Source organism: Clostridium bornimense (assembly GCF_000577895.1).
Taxonomy (GTDB): Bacteria; Bacillota; Clostridia; order Clostridiales; family Clostridiaceae; genus Clostridium_AN; species Clostridium_AN bornimense.
Map to the genome: position 1 here is coordinate 2,513,815 of NZ_HG917868.1, position 17,033 is coordinate 2,530,847.

At 28.9% G+C, this 17,033-nt stretch carries 16 protein-coding genes; 3 read left to right on the forward strand and 13 right to left on the reverse strand.

Annotated elements, in window-relative coordinates; genetic code table 11:
- Positions 1 to 87: 87 nt before the first annotated feature.
- From CM240_RS11395 to CM240_RS11405, 3 genes are all read right to left on the reverse strand, one after another.
- Positions 88 to 525 carry a YwiB family protein gene (locus tag CM240_RS11395; protein ID WP_044039257.1) on the reverse strand — a complete coding sequence of 146 codons (438 nt, stop codon included), beginning with the start codon at positions 523 to 525 and terminating at the stop codon, positions 88 to 90.
- Positions 526 to 637: 112 nt separating this feature from the next.
- Positions 638 to 1,618 carry a DUF814 domain-containing protein gene (locus CM240_RS11400; RefSeq protein ID WP_044039258.1) on the reverse strand — a complete coding sequence of 327 codons (981 nt, stop codon included), beginning with the start codon at positions 1,616 to 1,618 and terminating at the stop codon, positions 638 to 640.
- A 23-nt stretch (positions 1,619 to 1,641) separates the two neighbouring features.
- The gene (locus CM240_RS11405; RefSeq protein WP_044039259.1) at positions 1,642 to 2,667 is read right to left on the reverse strand and encodes a D-alanine--D-alanine ligase family protein; all 1,026 of its coding nucleotides are present in this window, start codon (positions 2,665 to 2,667) and stop codon (positions 1,642 to 1,644) included.
- Positions 2,668 to 2,832: 165 nt separating this feature from the next.
- Here CM240_RS11405 and CM240_RS11410 point away from each other — a divergent pair, with 165 nt between their 5' ends.
- Complete coding sequence (locus CM240_RS11410; protein WP_044039260.1) at positions 2,833 to 3,954, forward strand: MGDG synthase family glycosyltransferase; 1,122 nt, start codon at positions 2,833 to 2,835, stop codon at positions 3,952 to 3,954.
- A 198-nt stretch (positions 3,955 to 4,152) separates the two neighbouring features.
- Here CM240_RS11410 and spoIIR read toward each other — a convergent pair whose 3' ends face one another.
- The 5 genes from spoIIR to CM240_RS17530 all read right to left on the reverse strand — a co-directional run bounded on the left by spoIIR (position 4,153) and on the right by CM240_RS17530 (position 8,764).
- The gene (gene spoIIR / locus CM240_RS11415) at positions 4,153 to 4,788 is read right to left on the reverse strand and encodes a stage II sporulation protein R (protein WP_044039261.1); all 636 of its coding nucleotides are present in this window, start codon (positions 4,786 to 4,788) and stop codon (positions 4,153 to 4,155) included.
- A 73-nt stretch (positions 4,789 to 4,861) separates the two neighbouring features.
- Positions 4,862 to 6,040 carry a Ger(x)C family spore germination protein gene (locus CM240_RS11420; RefSeq protein WP_044039262.1) on the reverse strand — a complete coding sequence of 393 codons (1,179 nt, stop codon included), beginning with the start codon at positions 6,038 to 6,040 and terminating at the stop codon, positions 4,862 to 4,864.
- Positions 6,027 to 7,121, reverse strand: a complete 1,095-nt coding sequence (locus tag CM240_RS11425; RefSeq protein WP_044039263.1) for a GerAB/ArcD/ProY family transporter — start codon at positions 7,119 to 7,121, stop codon at positions 6,027 to 6,029. Before CM240_RS11425 ends, CM240_RS11420 begins: the two co-directional genes overlap by 14 nt.
- A gap of 9 nt (positions 7,122 to 7,130) precedes the next feature.
- A complete protein-coding gene (locus CM240_RS11430; protein ID WP_044039264.1) occupies positions 7,131 to 8,594 on the reverse strand; it encodes a spore germination protein in 1,464 nt (487 codons plus the stop codon).
- A gap of 8 nt (positions 8,595 to 8,602) precedes the next feature.
- Positions 8,603 to 8,764 (reverse strand): hypothetical protein, encoded by a 162-nt coding sequence (locus tag CM240_RS17530; RefSeq protein WP_156930546.1) that lies wholly within the window; start codon positions 8,762 to 8,764, stop codon positions 8,603 to 8,605.
- A 100-nt stretch (positions 8,765 to 8,864) separates the two neighbouring features.
- Between CM240_RS17530 and ispE the strand changes: the two genes are divergently transcribed.
- Positions 8,865 to 9,722: a 4-(cytidine 5'-diphospho)-2-C-methyl-D-erythritol kinase gene (ispE, locus tag CM240_RS11435; protein ID WP_044039265.1), complete on the forward strand. Its 858-nt coding sequence runs from the start codon at positions 8,865 to 8,867 to the stop codon at positions 9,720 to 9,722.
- Between the two features lie 572 nt (positions 9,723 to 10,294).
- Here the strand turns inward: ispE and CM240_RS11440 are convergent.
- The 4 genes from CM240_RS11440 to CM240_RS11455 all read right to left on the reverse strand — a co-directional run bounded on the left by CM240_RS11440 (position 10,295) and on the right by CM240_RS11455 (position 14,642).
- On the reverse strand, positions 10,295 to 11,848 hold the full coding sequence (locus tag CM240_RS11440) for a DUF3794 and LysM peptidoglycan-binding domain-containing protein (RefSeq protein ID WP_044039266.1): 1,554 nt from the start codon (positions 11,846 to 11,848) through the stop codon (positions 10,295 to 10,297).
- A gap of 440 nt (positions 11,849 to 12,288) precedes the next feature.
- Positions 12,289 to 12,522, reverse strand: coding sequence for a Veg family protein (locus CM240_RS11445; protein WP_044039267.1), 234 nt, complete (start codon positions 12,520 to 12,522; stop codon positions 12,289 to 12,291).
- 113 nt (positions 12,523 to 12,635) lie between these two features.
- The gene (gene yabG / locus CM240_RS11450) at positions 12,636 to 13,535 is read right to left on the reverse strand and encodes a sporulation peptidase YabG (RefSeq protein ID WP_044039268.1); all 900 of its coding nucleotides are present in this window, start codon (positions 13,533 to 13,535) and stop codon (positions 12,636 to 12,638) included.
- 102 nt (positions 13,536 to 13,637) lie between these two features.
- The gene (locus tag CM240_RS11455; protein ID WP_044039269.1) at positions 13,638 to 14,642 is read right to left on the reverse strand and encodes a CotS family spore coat protein; all 1,005 of its coding nucleotides are present in this window, start codon (positions 14,640 to 14,642) and stop codon (positions 13,638 to 13,640) included.
- 130 nt (positions 14,643 to 14,772) lie between these two features.
- Between CM240_RS11455 and CM240_RS11460 the strand changes: the two genes are divergently transcribed.
- Positions 14,773 to 15,897, forward strand: a complete 1,125-nt coding sequence (locus CM240_RS11460; protein WP_044039270.1) for a glycosyltransferase family 4 protein — start codon at positions 14,773 to 14,775, stop codon at positions 15,895 to 15,897.
- A 129-nt stretch (positions 15,898 to 16,026) separates the two neighbouring features.
- On the opposite strand, the gene CM240_RS11465 is transcribed toward CM240_RS11460, so the two are convergent.
- On the reverse strand, positions 16,027 to 17,028 hold the full coding sequence (locus CM240_RS11465) for a CotS family spore coat protein (protein WP_044039271.1): 1,002 nt from the start codon (positions 17,026 to 17,028) through the stop codon (positions 16,027 to 16,029).
- Positions 17,029 to 17,033: the final 5 nt, after the last annotated feature.

Consider the following 17,033-nt stretch of genomic DNA (forward strand, 5'->3'; position numbering starts at 1 on the left):
AATATTATTAATGTATAAAATAAAGGAGCCATCGCAATAACAAATAAATTTTTGTGAGCGATAGCTCCATTTTTATTTTTTTAATAACTATTCTACACTTTCTGTCATAACATCTGCATCTTGAAAAGATATGCTTATCTTAAGATTTGTTTTTATAGGCGCTTGACCTGGAAACTCTAAAATATACTCTAAAGCTAGCTCCCCACCACTTTCTTTTATCTCTCCAGTTATACTATCTGTAGTTATCTTCATATCTAAAGTTCCATATGGTGTCTCATAAAGTACATAAGTACTTTTTCCTTCCTCAAAAATCATTTCCGAATTTAAACTACCTTTTCTATTTAAGAACACCTTATTTCCCTCTATTTTTATAGTAGTAATAGTTCCTTCCATTCCTGAAATCTCTGTTTCTTCATATACAGCATAAAATACACCATCTTCCTCATAAAAATTACCAGGAGTTATGACTTTTATACCTTCTTCATCTATATTTTGTTTACTCTCTACTTCAATAAGTGCTCTCATTAAACGTCCTCCTTTATCATGAACTCAGTGCACAGTAAATGTGGAAATCCCTCTTAACGAGGAATTTCATTCACAACTGTGTACTGCCCTCACTGTGCACTGGAATCGTCCATTAAATCATATATTGTTCCAATTCCTTATCTGTCGCTGGCGTAACCATAATAATGCCATTATAAGGTTTAGTTACATTTCCGTATCTTACAGTTACTTTTTCTTCATCTTTACCTTTTGAATATCTAGCTGCTATAGCTGCTGCAAGTTTTATTCCCTCTTCAGTAGCTTCTCCAACTAAAACTACCATAGATCCTGTATATTTATCTACAATAAATCCTGTGTCACTACTATTTAAAATAGGCTTAATTAAATCACTTTCATCTTTTGTTCTCGCTGATATTATTACAGTATTCCTAGATATTCTAAATCTTCTACCATATCTTAATAGTTCCATATCTCTTGGAGTTACTTCATCATTATTATCTAATAAATCTCTTAGCCTTTTAGAATATCCTGGTTCTGTTAATTTACACCCTCCCGCTGGAGATGGATAATCTTTTATATTCCACTTTTCTGCTAATTCTATTTGAACTTTTCTACTTCTTCCATTGATATTCATAAGCTTTTCTCTATCTACCAGGCCTGACTCTTCCATCTCTGTTGGAGGTAATAACTTAGCACATAATGGTCTAAGTATCTTATCACTAAATCCAGATTCTTTTTTTACAGTATTTAATGCTCCTGCATTTTGACTCATTGGTCTTTGATTTATAACTTCTCCTGTTATTATAAAATCGGCTTCAAATTTTTTTAATAACTCTCCACTATATCTCATCATCATGGCATGACAATCTATGCACGGATTCATATTTTTTCCATATCCATGTTTGGGATTCTTAACCAATTCAAAGTGCTCCTCTGAAAAATCTACTACTTCCAATGGTATATCTATTTGTTTTACCATTCTTCTTGCATTTTCTTCATTAAAAAAATATGATTTATAAGTTATACCTATAACTTCTATTCCTTGATCCTTTATAAGTTTAGCTGCTAATATAGAATCTAATCCTCCTGATAACATTGCTAGTGCTCTTGTCAAACTTTCCAACTCCTTAATCTTTATCATTCATTTATTGCATATTCTATAAGTTTATCTATAATATCTTTTTCACTTATTCCCTTCTTATTTAAAAGTTTTGGATAAGAAGAATTCTTGGTGAATCCTGGTATTGTATTAACTTCATTTATATAAATCTCTTCTGTTTCCTTATCAAAAAAGAAATCTACTCTTGCCATACCAGAACAATCTAAAACCTTAAATGCTTTTTTTGCATATTCATAAATTCTATCTTTATACTCTTCTGATAAATCTACAGGACATACAAGGTTATCTACTTCTTTTAAATACTTTTCTTCATAATCAAAAATTTCTTTACCATGATAATCTATTTCTCCTATTTCTCCTAAAAATAAATTATCCTTACCTAACACAGGTACTTTAAATTCTCTAAGATTTACTGCCTTTTCTATTAATATTTTATTGTCAAATTCAAAAGCTGTTTTTATAGCTTTTTCAATATTTTCTTTTATTCTAACCTTCGATACCCCCATAGATGATCCACCAGAAGAAGGCTTAACTATAAGTGGAAAAGAATAATTATTTACTATTTGTGATAATATCCTATCTTTATCATCTTTAAACTCTTTTTCTGTTATAACCATATATGGTGTTACAGGAAGATCAAACTTTTCAAGTATAAATTTCCCATATGCCTTGTCCATACACAATGAAGATGATAAAACCTTTGATCCAACAATGGGTAATTTTAGTAATTTACAAAGTCCTTGAATAGTACCATCTTCTCCATTTCTTCCATGTAAAAGAGGGAACACACAATCTACATCTCTATTAAATAATATTTTCTCCCCATTAGGAACTTTATAAAACTCATCTTTTTCCCATTGCCCTGACGCAATTTTTTCTACATCTCCATTATACTCAAACCATTCACCATCTTTAGTTATTCCTATAGGATAAACATAATATTTACTTTTATCAATATGAGTCAATAATTCAGCTGCTGATGCTAAAGAAACCTCATGCTCTATTGACTCTCCTCCAAAAATAATAGCAATCTTCTTTTTCATATCTATCACACTTCTTTTTTATAATTTAATACATACTTTTAAATATAATGTAACTTAATATTAATGTAAAGTACTTTAACATTTACAAAATATTCTATATAATTATAAATAGGCATATTCCTTAAATAGGTAATTTTGATATGTCTAGTAGGAGGTGCCATATAAATGAAATGTATGATTTTTTCTGTAGCTGCTGGTGGAGGACATGGGCATGCTGCTAGCGCATTAAAAGAATATATATTAAATAAAGAACCTTATAGCGAAATTAAGATTTTAGATACTATAAAAGAAATAAGTCCTGTTTTAGATAAAGTTATTATTGGCAGTTATCTTAAAACAATTCAATATACACCATCAATCTTTGGAAAGTTGTATAATTTCACAGAAGATGAAGATGGTCTAACTTCATATATAAGTTCTAAGTTTAATCAGCTTATGTCCATAGAAGTCCATGATAAAATAAAAGAATTTAATCCTGACTTCCTAATTGCTACCCATCCATTTGCTGCAGATATGATTGGCTATTTGAAACGCAAAAAGTATATTTCTTTGCCAACTATAGTAATATTAACCGATTACGCTTCACACAGTAGTTGGATACACCAAGGTATAGATCACTACATAGTCTCAAATGACGATATGAAAAAGGAAATAGCTTTTAAAGGCGTAGATATTAATTCTATACATACTCTAGGTATACCAATTAAACCAAGCTTTTTCGATAAATTTAATAGAGATACTACACTAATGAAACTAAAATTAAGTCCTAAAAAGAAAACTATCTTAATAATGGGTGGAAGTCTTGGAATGGGTAAAATATCAGAACTATTTAGTGAATTATCAACATCTGATTTGGATGCTCAATTAATAGTAATTGCAGGAAAAAATAAAAATCTCTATGATACGCTTATAGAAATATCTAAGACCTCTATCTTACCTTCTGTAATCATCGGATATACAAATGACGTAAATAAACTAATGCAAGCATCAGATTTACTCCTAACAAAACCAGGTGGATTAACTATCACTGAATCTCTTGCATCAGAATTGCCTATGGGAGTATTTTCTCCACTACCTGGTCAAGAAATTAAAAATAAGGAGTTTTTATTGCGTCATAATTTAGCTATAGATATAGATGACGATCCTAACTACATAAACAACATAAACTATATTCTTTTAAATAATCACTTATTAAATACAATGAAGGAAAATACTAAAAAATTTGCAAAACCAAATTCTGCACATGATATATACACACTAATTAAAAAAATAATAAAAGCTTCATAGGTAAAACAATACTAACTTTTAATTCTAGCTATAACTTTATACTTACGGTAACTTTATCGTTTAAAAACATCTATCCTTACAAACAAAAGTACATATAAAAATTGCAAAGCACAAAGAAAATGCAGTTTTTTATATTTTAAAAACCTATCTTCTTTGTGCTATTTTACAAAAGCTAATCTCTAAGAATTATTTATTTTGTCACTTTTTTAAAAAATCTCTTATTAAGTCTACAATTTTAAATCTTATCTCTATATCACATTTTTCTTCTCCAACCAAATATCCAAATTCTTCTTTACTTAAATACCCTTCCATCATTTCATCACTTTTTTCCTTTTCTACTTCTCCAACAGTTACATCTACAAAACATAATGGTGGAAACATCACGCACCACCAATTTTTCCCTTCTCCACTTCCTATAACTACTCTATATGCTTCATATTCACCTTCTGGAAATACTAAGTCTCCATATTGCTTTACAGGAAACATAGTATTTTCAAAAGTAGTAGATACATTATAACTATATCCCTCTTCTTTAATTTTATTTAAAGCTATATTTTTTATTTCATCATCATATTCTTCTAGTAACTTTCTTGACTCATCTTTTGACTTACTTTCATTTAACTTAGGTGAAATAAATTTTAATATCTCATCTCTTACTTTCTCTTTTAAATTTTGATCTTCCTCTGAATCAGAATTTGCTATAACGTGAAATCTTATTATTTTACTTGCAATATCCTTTTGAATTTCCTCATCCTTACCTTTTGCATCACTGTTTCCAGGTAATAATAATAGTATAGATAAAATTATAATAATAACAGTAGATAACTTTTTCATATTTATTCCCCCTTAAGTTTATCTATTGTTATTTATTACCAATTATATATTTTTTAAACACTTTTTTATTATTTTAATATCCTACACCGATTCTTCGTATATTAGTTTTTACATATACTTCGATTTTTGAATTTTTAAAAGTATCACTCCAATTATCTTTTACATCATTCCATATGAATGGATGATATCCTTTTAAATATTCTTTTAACTCCAATAAATCTGCTCCATATTGACTTTGAACTCCCTCTAGCACCATCCTTCCTTCTTTGGCTAAAGAGTTGTCAAAATGATTTTGTATCTCCTCTATGTCCGCATTATCTAAGGCTTTTTTATCCGGAATATATCCTTGTAATTCACCATCTAACTGTAATAATACTTGAAAATTTAATTTACCCTCATCTTCTTTAACTTTTAACTTTCTTGTAACTTCAGTTATATAATAATCTACAGGATGTCCTTCCATATAAATTATTTTCTTTCCACCCTTTAGATTACCTCTTAAAAGTTCTATATCAGAACTTTCTATTTCAGATAAACTACCTGCTATACTAAAATCTTTTACTATAGAAGCACCCTTTAACACAACCTCATTAGATTCCTTCTTTATTGATACCTTAGGTATTGCAATATCACACTCTTTAGACATCAATGATAGCATATCATTTAATCTTACAGGTTTTATGTACGAATTTACTCCTGCATTCTCCATAAGTCCAAGCAAATAATTTTCAACATTATTCTCCATTGGGGGCATGAATTTTAAAATATCTTCTGCCTGACCTTCGCAAATGATTACATACATTACTCTATTAATATTAGGACTCCTCCTTATATTATCTAAAACCTCTTTCAATGTATCTGGATATCTAAAAAAATCTTCACTAATTACCATTAGCTTTCCTGTTCCAAAAGTAACTGTTCTAGAACTCTTATTTCCTATTTTTATTATTGCATCTTCAAAAGATGGTGCTTCTGCCACCATAGTATTATTAGGTGCATCTCCTGATTCTTTTTCACCTGTTTCAGAAATATTAGGAAATCCCAAAGTCAATTTAATCTTCTCTAGTTGTTTCATAGCAAATGGTGCATCTGGATTTATATTTTTCAACTCTTCTTTTTTATCTATAAATTCAAAAGTATCTAATCCTATAGTAGATACAAATGCTCTTTTATCTATTTCAACTTTATCATAACAACCAAATAACATTGGGAAGATTATAACTAAAATTATTAACACACTAAGCTTCCTCATATCTTCCCCTCCTTATTTTCAACCCTATGATTAATACTATGGGTATAACAATATTATTTATTAAGAATAAATATGATAAAAAGTTATCTTGCAATGCATTATTCTCTAATATATTTTTCGGCAACATACTTCCTATATAAAATAATACCGATACTATAGAAAAAGAATTAACCATTCTTTTAAAATTAAATACCTTTTTAGTTATATATGCTGCTCCATAATATATATTTACAAAAGCTGCAAAGTTAAATATCATATAAATCATAAGTATTAATCCATCCCATCTCTCTATAAAAGTTCCTGGTATATCAATACTTTTTACTAATCCTATAAAAGGCCATAATAAATGCTGACTTTCCTCAGCTCCAAAGTAATATATTATAGCAGTATATAATAATATATAAAATGCTACTGCAATTCCTACAACCCCTGCTACTGAATATTTTAGTTTTTTTCTTTCCTCTTCTTTTAATCTAGGCAATAGAAAATATAATATTTCAAATGATGTAAATGAATTAATCCCTACTTTTATTCCTTGTAAAAATTTTGTTTTTTCAAAATCAAAAAATGGTAATACATTTGTAATTTTCCCTCTTCCTATGACAAAAAGAAGAACTACTAATGCTGGCACTAACATTATCCACACAGTTATTTCATTAAATTTTATTAATGCTTCTATTCGTCCTATGATTAAATATGTACTAAGTAATATTAAAACTAGCAATATTAATTGAATTGGTGTTCTATTTAATAAATATAATTTTATTACTTCTGCATAATCTCTAACTTGAAGGCTTCCATTTATAATTATAAAAATAGCAAACTCTATAAGCACTATTCTACCTACAAATTTTCCTAATGAATTTTCAACTATTTCTCCTATACCTACGTATCCATTAACTTTACTTATATAAAGAATAAGATACATTGATATTAATGATATAGCACCACAAACTACTGTTATTATCCACCCATTTTTACCAACATACTCACCTAATCCTCTCGAAAATGCAAATCCTCCTGCTCCTATTATAGATACAAGGAGGGTCATTCTTAATTGATGTATACTTAATTCTTTCATATTTCCCTCCTACTTTTGTCTTATCTTATCTTGAGTTTTCATATACTTAGGTCTCTTCCAAAAATATTTCCAATCCATCCTTACAAATACATCTTTTTGATCTGATATATTACTATTAACTACTGGACTTAGATAAGATAATGTAAATGATTTTAATTTTACTAAATGAATTAAAATTATTAATATCCCCACTGTAATTCCATATAATCCTAAGCAAGTTGATAAAGCTATTAAAAGAAATCTTATAATCCTCAATCCAAATGTTATTTCATAACTAGGTGATATAAAAGATGTCACAGCGGTAACCCCAACAATTATAACCATTATCGGACTAACTATTCCTGCACTAACTGCTGCCTGACCTATGATAAGTCCACCTACTATACCTATTGTTGAACCTATAGGTTTTGGTAGCCTTACCACTGCTTCCATTAATATCGCCATAGACACTTCCATTATTACTACTTCTATAAATGCTGGAAAAGGAACACCCTCTCTCGCTGCCGCTATAGAGTAAGCCAATTTTGATGGTATTATCGATGGGCTAAATGACGTCACAGCTATATAAAATGCTGGTAATAATACAGATAATAGTACCGCTACAACTCTTATAAATCTAGTAATTGATCCATATATGGACCTTTGATAATAGTCATCTGGTGATTGAAATAAATTAACTAGAGTTGCTGGTACAATTATTGCAAAAGGTGAGTTATCTACAATAATTGCTACTCTTCCTTCATATAATGCAGCGGCTACTACATCTGGTCTTTCTGTACTTTGAACTTGAGGAAATGGAGATAATGTATTTCTCTCAAGATATGATTGTATATATCCTGAATCCAATATCGCATCTAGCTTGATCTTCTGTAGCTCCTCTATAGTAGCTCGTAATACACCAGGGTTTACAATATCATCAATGTACATTATAGCTACATCGCTTTTCGATCTTACTCCTAATGTCATTGGTTTAATCCTAAATTTAGGATCTCTTATTCTTCTTCTCACTAAAGCAGTATTAAATCTTATAGTTTCTGTAAACCCTTCTCTTGACCCTCGAATCACCGTCTCTCCTGATGGCTCGCTTATACCTCTATTTGGCCACGCTCTAGTAGCTATGACAAAACCTGATTGATATCCATCGACAATCATCATAGTATCACCACTAAGCATAGAAATTATCATTTTATGAAAGTTATCTTCATCTCTTAGATCACTTATTGCCATTAAACTATCTTTAAGATCATCCACATTATTTAAAACTATATCTCTTCTTTTCATTAACGGCTTTAATATAAAATCATTAATGAGTACCTTATCTGCCATACCATCGATATATATAAGAGCACATTTAATATCACAAACAGTAAACTCTCTATAAATAACGTCTGAATTGTCTTTTAACAACTCTTTCATATAATCCAAATTATTTTTTATTGATTTATCTATCCATTCTCGTACATTTTCCTCCATATTCCACCTCACAATATAAATTTAGGTATACCATATAAAATCACTGATACAATAAATACAATTACTGAAACTGTTTTTCCTCGTTTATCATAATTCTCCTTTGCCATACAAACAGTAAGTAATCCTATAAAAGTTAATATAACAAAATACCCATCTGCAAAAAATAACATATTTCCACCTCTTTCACGTTAAATATATTTTTTCTATTTATTCATTTATTTATTCTTATTTTTCTATATAATATAATTAAGAAAACTCTGGAGGATAAATATGATAGTTAAATGTTACGGGAAAATTAATCTTTCTTTAGATGTTGTAGGTAAACGTGAGGATGGATATCATCTATTAGAGATGGTAATGCAAACAGTAGACCTGTATGATACTATAACTCTTACAAAGCTTTCTAGTGGTATAGAGATATGTTGTTCTAAGCCTTATGTACCTAATAATGAAAAAAACATAGCCTATAAAGCAGCTGAATTATTTATAAATACTTATTCTATAAAAGGCGGAGTAAAAATTAATATAGAGAAAAATATTCCAGTGTCTGCTGGAATGGCCGGTGGAAGTTCTAATGCTGCTGGTGTTCTTAGAGGCTTAAGAGATTTATATAAGGTTCCAGTCTCTGATAAAGATCTAGAAAAGCTTTCATTACTATTAGGTGCAGACGTTCCTTACTGCATTAAAGGGGGAACTGTTCTATGCTCAGGTATAGGCGAAAAAATGACACCGCTTAAACCTTTTAACAATGTGCCTATAGTAATTGTTAAACCAAACTTTGGTGTTTCAACTATATATGTATACAAAAACTTTAATCTCGCTAAAGTTAATACACATGTTAACACTTATGATCTAATACGAGCTATGGATAATATGGATCTTAACGGTGTAAAGAATAATATGAGAAACTTATTAGAGAATGTAACTTTAGGTAGGCATAAGATTCTAAAATCTATAAAAAATGATATGATCAATAACGGAGCCATTGCCTCAATGATGAGCGGTAGTGGTCCAACTATATTCGGTATATGCGAAGATTCATTATCTGCACAAAAGCTTTATGACTTTTTTAAAGACAAATTTAATGATGTATATATCACACGAACTATAGAACCAACTCACAATTAACTTAGACTTCTTAACATGGCACAGGTATGAGGGCACAAGTCACAGGTATAGAGGAAATTCCTGCGGAATTTCTTAAATTATAAGTGTTGAGTTAAATGTTATAAGTTAGACTATATTTCTTATTTAGATTATAGTTGATATACAGGTCATTACATAGGGCTCATGAAAGTTACACTTTCATGAAGCTTGGACTAGTATTTCTAGATTTATAGTAAATAAAAAACAACACTTAAGTATAATAGCTTTATATATTCGCTAAAGATATAAATATATCACCATAATTGAGAATTATAACTTGCCGTCCGCAGGACTATAATAAAATTCCTTCTAAAGAGGAATTTTTACCTTACTTGTACCCTGTGCCTTCTAACCTGTGCCATAATAAAAGGAACTATCACTAACAAATTTTCATTTTGTTGTGATAGTTCTTTATTTTTTACCTTTAAAACGAAATACTATATACCTTTACCAATTATCAATTTACAAAGCTCAATTCACAATTAAATTGTACTTTAGAGAAATATCTTTTTCTTAAAGACCTCAGCATCGTGAATGGTTAAGTGCAACTTTTTCTATACAATAACTGCTCGTCCTTCTATAATAATTTTATCTCCTGGTTTTATAAGTTCCGGAATCTCTATTTCATTTATTTCCATTAATTTATCCACAGTGGTGCTATACTTCTTAGCTATTTTCCACAATGTATCTCCACTTTGTACAATATAGATAATTATAGATGCCTTTTTAGGTGCTACACCTTCGAACATCTCAATTCCTTGTATAAACTCTTTATGAGTACTATACTTCAATAAAACTTTAGCGGAAATCAATGCTTTAACACTTATTGTACCTGCTTCTATAAATCCCTCTATATTTTCTAATGCAACAGTGTCCAATGCTTCCATCCCTATTCTACAACCCGGAATATCTATCGCTACAGCAAATGGTACTTCTTCGTCACAATTATTGACATAGTTTTTATCATCTTTAGTTTTATAAATAGCATAAACCTTAAGTATTCCTTCAAGCACCACTCTGTCATCTACTATTTTTTTATCTGTTACCATAGGCTCACCTGTCATAGACACTACATCTATAGGTACATCATCTACTTCTATATTCTCTTTTACTATAGTTTCATTTTGACCATTACCAAATAGTACGCTGATATCTTTATCTTCTTTTTCTAACTCAATCATTGATCCTGGAGAATAAGCATCATCGATAACCTCTATTTCGTCTTTTCCTACTACTTTGCAAACAATATTAACTCCACATTCAATATCTATAATTCTAGATTCTCCTAATTCATCGTCCTTTAGTATAAAATCAAAATTATCAATTTTTATTTCTACTTCTTCTGTCATATCGGCGGTGGCATTGTTTATAATAACTTCTTCTTCGAAAGGCACCTCTTTCTCTAAATAATCTACGTCTCTTGAATTCTTACATTTATATATAGCATTATATTTTATTGCACCAGCTACAATAACTTTCCCATCAAATACTTTGACATTTCTTTTACATACAATACCTTTACAACTTAATATCGTACCTATTTGAGGCATATCCATAGGCACCTTTAATGTACAATCATTTTTTAATGTAGCTGTACCTGCACCACCTAATTTATCTACTGTTAATGGATAATTTAAATATTGTACTCCTTCTAAGTTTCCTATACCTTTGACAATGTCAACTTGTTCCTTTTTAAAACATTGACCTTTTACCTTTAATACTACTTCTACACAAACCTTTCTTTCATTAACCATTGTAGACATAATATGTTCTATAAAAGCATCTACCTTTATATCCATCTTACTGTCACACTCAATAATATCTACATAGCATGAAAATTTTGATGTATACTTTGAGTTGAACACTTCACAATTGTCCTCTAGTTCAGCTAAGTATAAAACATTGTAGCAAATTTCTCCTTCAACATATATTTTATCTTGCATAGCATCTTTGTTATTTATTTTATAGCTAGTCTCAACACCAACAATTTCTTTTACATCCGGATTAGTATCTGGAATTATAAAATCTTCTTTTAACATAACACTAGATGTATTTTCTCCAAAAAATTTTTCAAACTCTATATTTTCTTTTAAAAGTTCTACCGACATACTACCCCTCCTATAATTTTCTCGATAAAAATTAATATAGAATAGTAATATTAATTCTTTCTCGATAAAAATTAATATAGAATTCTAATATCAATTACTTCTCTATAAGATTTATATATAATTTATCACTAAATTATTACTGTTGATTAAAATTTATTTTTCTCCTTAAATTTCTACATTTTTCGTTTTATCTCATTTTTTTTATTGACTTTAATTTCATTTTTATATATTATAAAAGAGGTTATTAACCATATAACCTCTCATAAATTCTCAATACCCTTTTATACCATTGGAAAGATGGATACCCACCATCTTTCTATTTTTATATATCAAAAAGATAAAAAGAACTGCTATTTAGCAGTTCTTATTATCTTATTCAATGTACTATAAATATTATTAAGCGCTTATACATTAGCAAATTGTTAAACTTTATTATACTATTATGTAAATAAAATTTGGACAGTCTTTGTTAATACATCTGAATAACTATAAGTCACTTTCCTTTGGGTGTCATCATCTAGTCTTACTATAAATATACTAGGATAAGTTTGCTCTATAACTCCATTATTTACAGTTATCCTTTTTCTTCCTGTATTAGCTCTGAGTGTTACACACTCTCCCACGTGGCTCTCTATATTTCTCTTAATGGAGTCTAGCGTTTTTTTTGCTTCCATCGAAACACCCTCTTTCCACATTCTATATTATATCACCAATTTTATCCATTGTCAAATACCGACAACTTTTATTAAGCCCGATTTTATGTATCAGGGACACTCCCTGAACTTTATCATATATAGCTTGATTTAGGAAATCCCTCTCTATATTTCCCTCTTGTTTGTAATCCTCCTATACCATCGATGCCTGTTAACGTATTACCTATTGCCTGTTCTATCTCTACTACACTAGCTATATTGGTATAGGCTATTCTTTCACATAAAAATACTGGATCAAGACAATGTATAAGAACCCTCTTCGGTGAACTTGCAAAATTAGCTCCAGCATCTAATATCGATTCATAACAAGACTGACAAGCTCCAGCAAAAATAACTAAATCATCATAGTTAGGTTCATACTCTCTCAAATTAGTAACCGAGTCAACAAAATATTTTGAGTTCCTATAGTTTAATAAATCACCAAAATCATCATTACTTCTTATCATTCCATCATGTCCCGTTAAAACTACAATGTCTGCTTTATATTTTTTTACTAAGTCAACAATAACATTGGGTTGTTCTTGTTCCGGTATAGCTATCCCTTCTGCTACTAACCCCAATTGTTTATAAGCTTTTAAACATTCATCTAGATATCTAGAATCTCCATCTACGTGTAATATTCTGCCCGGTCTACCGAAAAATAATTCTTTATTCTGAACTTTTTTTTTATCTTTTTTATTAACCTTATTCATTTGCACCACTTTTCCAGTATCTTGAGCCGCTAAATTACTACCTCCTCTCATTTTCATTATTTTTTTTATATTATCTTTTACCTTCGAATCAAAAATCTCTTCCTTTTTACTAAATTCATGTGATGCATATTCTAAATCATCAATTGATGAATCTGCAATAATTCTCATATTACATCCTACTAGCATACATATAGTTTTTTCTTCTTTTTCTATAATATCTATAATCTCAAATGTCAAATCTTTTCCATGAGACTTCCTTACTACTTTATCTCCTATATTCATTTTTTACTCCTATATATTGCTCTTTATATATATTATTCATTAACCGAAAAAAGTGATAATAAATCCGTTTACTTATAGGACATTTATTATCACTCAATTACCTTATTCTTTATCAATATATATTTTTTTAAACTCTTCTATAAAATTAATAAACTTTTCTCTTTCATTAATAAGATCATTAATTTTTCTATCAAATATCTTTTGCCCCCAATTTACTTCATTATAATAAAATCTATTTGATAGTCTCCAAAACCTTTGTGGAAACACTAAGAAAGCATATAAAACCTTATATTCTTCCTCTTCTATTGATGACACAGAATCATAAGCTTCTATTATAGTTTTTGCATATTCTATATTCCAATCAACTCTTTTTAATACTTTGATTAAAAAATTTGATATATCATACACTCTAACCTCTCTCTTACAATAATCAAAATCAATTACGTGAACTTCATTATTATCATCAACAATTATATTATGGTATGTATAATCGTGATGACAGAAATTTTTATCTTGTTCAGCTTTTTTGCATAACTCTAAATAAGCAGAATCATTTAAAATTTCCTTTGCTCTAATACCTAACTTTTTAAATTCCTCATAATTCTTCAAATACATTAAATCAAATTCAGTTTTTTGATTTTTCTTTCTACACATATCCCTCATTTTATCTAGAGCCTTAGTTCTTTTTTCCATGAGACTTGGCCATCTTCCAATATCAGTTTTTAATTTAGAATTTTCTGGTGGCTCATATCCTTTTGATGCTTCATGTAGCCTTGCCAATGTCTTCGCTGCAGCTATTAAATCATCAATATTAGTAAAATCACACTCCCTTCCTTCAATCCATTCTGAAAGAGTATATATATCTTCATTAACAACAGCGTAAGATGTTCCATCAATATTTAAGTCATTCTTATCTACTTGATTAAAGCCATTGTTTCTTAAATGTTCTTTTGCACCATATACAAATAGTAATTTTTGTATCCCATAATTTACTTTTTTCAGACACTTATTCCCCTTATCTGTCTTGAGGAAGTATACCCCTTTGTTGGGCTTAATTGATTCAATCTTTATTCCAAATTGTCTCTCTATTTCAAACTCTCTCATCATACCTATCACCTCCACATTTTAATATATGAAGGTAATATGTATTTTAGAATACTTATTGTCATAAAATAAATTAACACTTTATCATACTTCTAAATATAATAAATTATAGGAATTATGAAAGGACCTAGCCATGAAAATAGGTTTTGATTGTAGACCCGCTAAGTGGTATAGAGGTACAGGTATAGGTACTTACGCTTACCAATTATTAAATATGTTTAATAATATAGATAAAGTTAACGATTATGTACTCTTTGCACCATCCCCTTGGGATATGAATATAAATCTTAATAGTAATTTTCTTACTGCGACCAGTGAATCTTGTGGTTCAGGAGTATTTTGGGATGAAGTTAACATGCCTAATATAATAAAAGATAAGAACTTAGACATATATCATGTCCCTCAAAATGGTGTTGGACTTTCAAAGGACAAAATCTGCAAATACGTAATTACATTACATGATGTTATTCCATATAGAATGCCTAATACTGCTTCAGATAGGTATTTAAAAATCTTCAATGAAGAAATTCCTAAAGTAATTCCTCTTTGTGATGGAATTATTACAGTATCCAATTTTTCCAAAAGGGATATAATACGGTCTTTTAATTGTAATGAAGATAAAGTATATGTTACTCATTTAGCAGCTGAAGATATATATAAACCTTTATCAAAATCTAAAAGTTGTAGTCTAATAAAACATAACTACGGTATAGATGGAGATTTTATCTTATATATTGGTGGATTTTCTCCACGAAAAAATATAATTGGACTAATTGAATCATTTTCTAAGCTAATAACTTTATATAAAAAGAATATTTCTCTAGTAATTGCAGGTACTAAAGGTAAATCTTACGACCTTTATCATTCTAGAGCTATCGACTTAAACATTGAAAATAAAGTTATATTTCCTGGATTTATAGAAATGAATCATATACCTTATATTTATAACGCTGCAAAATTATTTGTCTATCCATCATTTTATGAAGGCTTTGGTCTTCCTCCTGTAGAGGCCATGGCTTGTGGAACTCCTGTAGTAACTTCTAATTCTACATCCATCCCCGAAATTGTTGGAGATGCTGCCATATTAATGGATCCTTATGATGTAGATGACTTATGTGAAAAAATGTATTTAGTACTTACAAATAAAGAATTAAAAGATTCCTTAGTATCTAAAGGTCTTGCTCGTTCTTCAGAACTATCTTGGGAGAAAACAGCAAAACAAACTTTAGATGCATATAGTTCAATCCATGAAAAGTAATAAAAAATAGCTATTGCAACATTAAGATAATTGCATATAGCTATTTTTTTAATCTAAACTATTAGTAGGGCATAGTGTATTAAATTTAATACTCTCCATAGTAGTTACACTACTGCCCATAAAATATTTTTATTTTATATTATACATATTTTTAAATTCTTCTAAGAACTGATTTTTTTCATCTTTTAATGATAGTTTTCTATCTAATTTACTATTAAATAATTGATCGTTCCAATTTTTTCTTCTAGTATAATAATCCCTACATACACTATAAAAATCATAAGGAAACATTAGCAAATAATATAAAACTTCTAATTCTCTATTATCTAAATCACTTTCTTTGGAATACTCCTCTAAAATTAATTTTGCTTTATCTATATTAAAATCAAAATTTTTTTCCACTTTATTAATGAAATTACATAAGTCATGAACCCTAAGATCTACAATAGCATAATCAAAATCCACAAAATATGCTTTCTCTTCATTTATCAATATATTATGATAAGCCAAATCGTGATGACAAATAGTTATTTTATTTTCTTCATTACATAAATCTAAGTAAGCAGTTTTTTTCAATCCCTCTAAACTTTTTTTCCCTAACTCTATATATCCGCTTATTTCTTTAGAAACCTTACTATCAAAGTCTGTAAAGCTATCAAACTTATTTATAAGACTATGAATAAACTTTAGTTCATTAATGTATCGTTTTAAGGATACTTCTAAATTTCCAATATTATTTCTATTTTTTATTTTAGTGTTAAATCCAACTCCAGCATTATGCAATTCACTTAATCCTTTAGATGCAATTTTTAAATGTAATGGATTATTAAATTCGCACATTAATCCTTTTAAGTTATCCATTATAACATATATTTCTCCATTAAAATTAGTATAATATTCCCCTTTTGCATTTTTTTCAAACTTCACAACTCTGTTAAAATTTTTTGATATATACTCCAAAGACGAATTTATAAAATTAAATTCACTTATCTTCCAATCACCTTTTTTTAAAATCTTTTCGCCTTTATCTGTATATAATATATAGACATTCCTTAAGGGATATAAATCATTAACCTTTAGATTAAATCTTTCAAATAACTCAACATCTAAGTTGTACCCATAGTTATTCATATAAA

Excerpts from the sequence above, each read along its gene's own strand:
- CM240_RS11395 (WP_044039257.1), bottom strand. The coding sequence starts at position 525 with ATGAGAGCACTTATTGAAGTAGAGAGTAAACAAAATATAGATGAAGAA.
- CM240_RS11405 (WP_044039259.1), bottom strand. The coding sequence starts at position 2,667 with ATGAAAAAGAAGATTGCTATTATTTTTGGAGGAGAGTCAATAGAGCAT.
- CM240_RS11410 (WP_044039260.1), top strand. The coding sequence starts at position 2,833 with ATGAAATGTATGATTTTTTCTGTAGCTGCTGGTGGAGGACATGGGCAT.
- spoIIR (WP_044039261.1), bottom strand. The coding sequence starts at position 4,788 with ATGAAAAAGTTATCTACTGTTATTATTATAATTTTATCTATACTATTA.
- CM240_RS11420 (WP_044039262.1), bottom strand. The coding sequence starts at position 6,040 with ATGAGGAAGCTTAGTGTGTTAATAATTTTAGTTATAATCTTCCCAATG.
- CM240_RS11425 (WP_044039263.1), bottom strand. The coding sequence starts at position 7,121 with ATGAAAGAATTAAGTATACATCAATTAAGAATGACCCTCCTTGTATCT.
- CM240_RS11430 (WP_044039264.1), bottom strand. The coding sequence starts at position 8,594 with ATGGAGGAAAATGTACGAGAATGGATAGATAAATCAATAAAAAATAAT.
- CM240_RS17530 (WP_156930546.1), bottom strand. The coding sequence starts at position 8,764 with ATGTTATTTTTTGCAGATGGGTATTTTGTTATATTAACTTTTATAGGA.
- ispE (WP_044039265.1), top strand. The coding sequence starts at position 8,865 with ATGATAGTTAAATGTTACGGGAAAATTAATCTTTCTTTAGATGTTGTA.
- CM240_RS11440 (WP_044039266.1), bottom strand. The coding sequence starts at position 11,848 with ATGTCGGTAGAACTTTTAAAAGAAAATATAGAGTTTGAAAAATTTTTT.
- CM240_RS11445 (WP_044039267.1), bottom strand. The coding sequence starts at position 12,522 with ATGGAAGCAAAAAAAACGCTAGACTCCATTAAGAGAAATATAGAGAGC.
- yabG (WP_044039268.1), bottom strand. The coding sequence starts at position 13,535 with ATGAATATAGGAGATAAAGTAGTAAGGAAGTCTCATGGAAAAGATTTG.
- CM240_RS11455 (WP_044039269.1), bottom strand. The coding sequence starts at position 14,642 with ATGATGAGAGAGTTTGAAATAGAGAGACAATTTGGAATAAAGATTGAA.
- CM240_RS11460 (WP_044039270.1), top strand. The coding sequence starts at position 14,773 with ATGAAAATAGGTTTTGATTGTAGACCCGCTAAGTGGTATAGAGGTACA.
- CM240_RS11465 (WP_044039271.1), bottom strand. The coding sequence starts at position 17,028 with ATGAATAACTATGGGTACAACTTAGATGTTGAGTTATTTGAAAGATTT.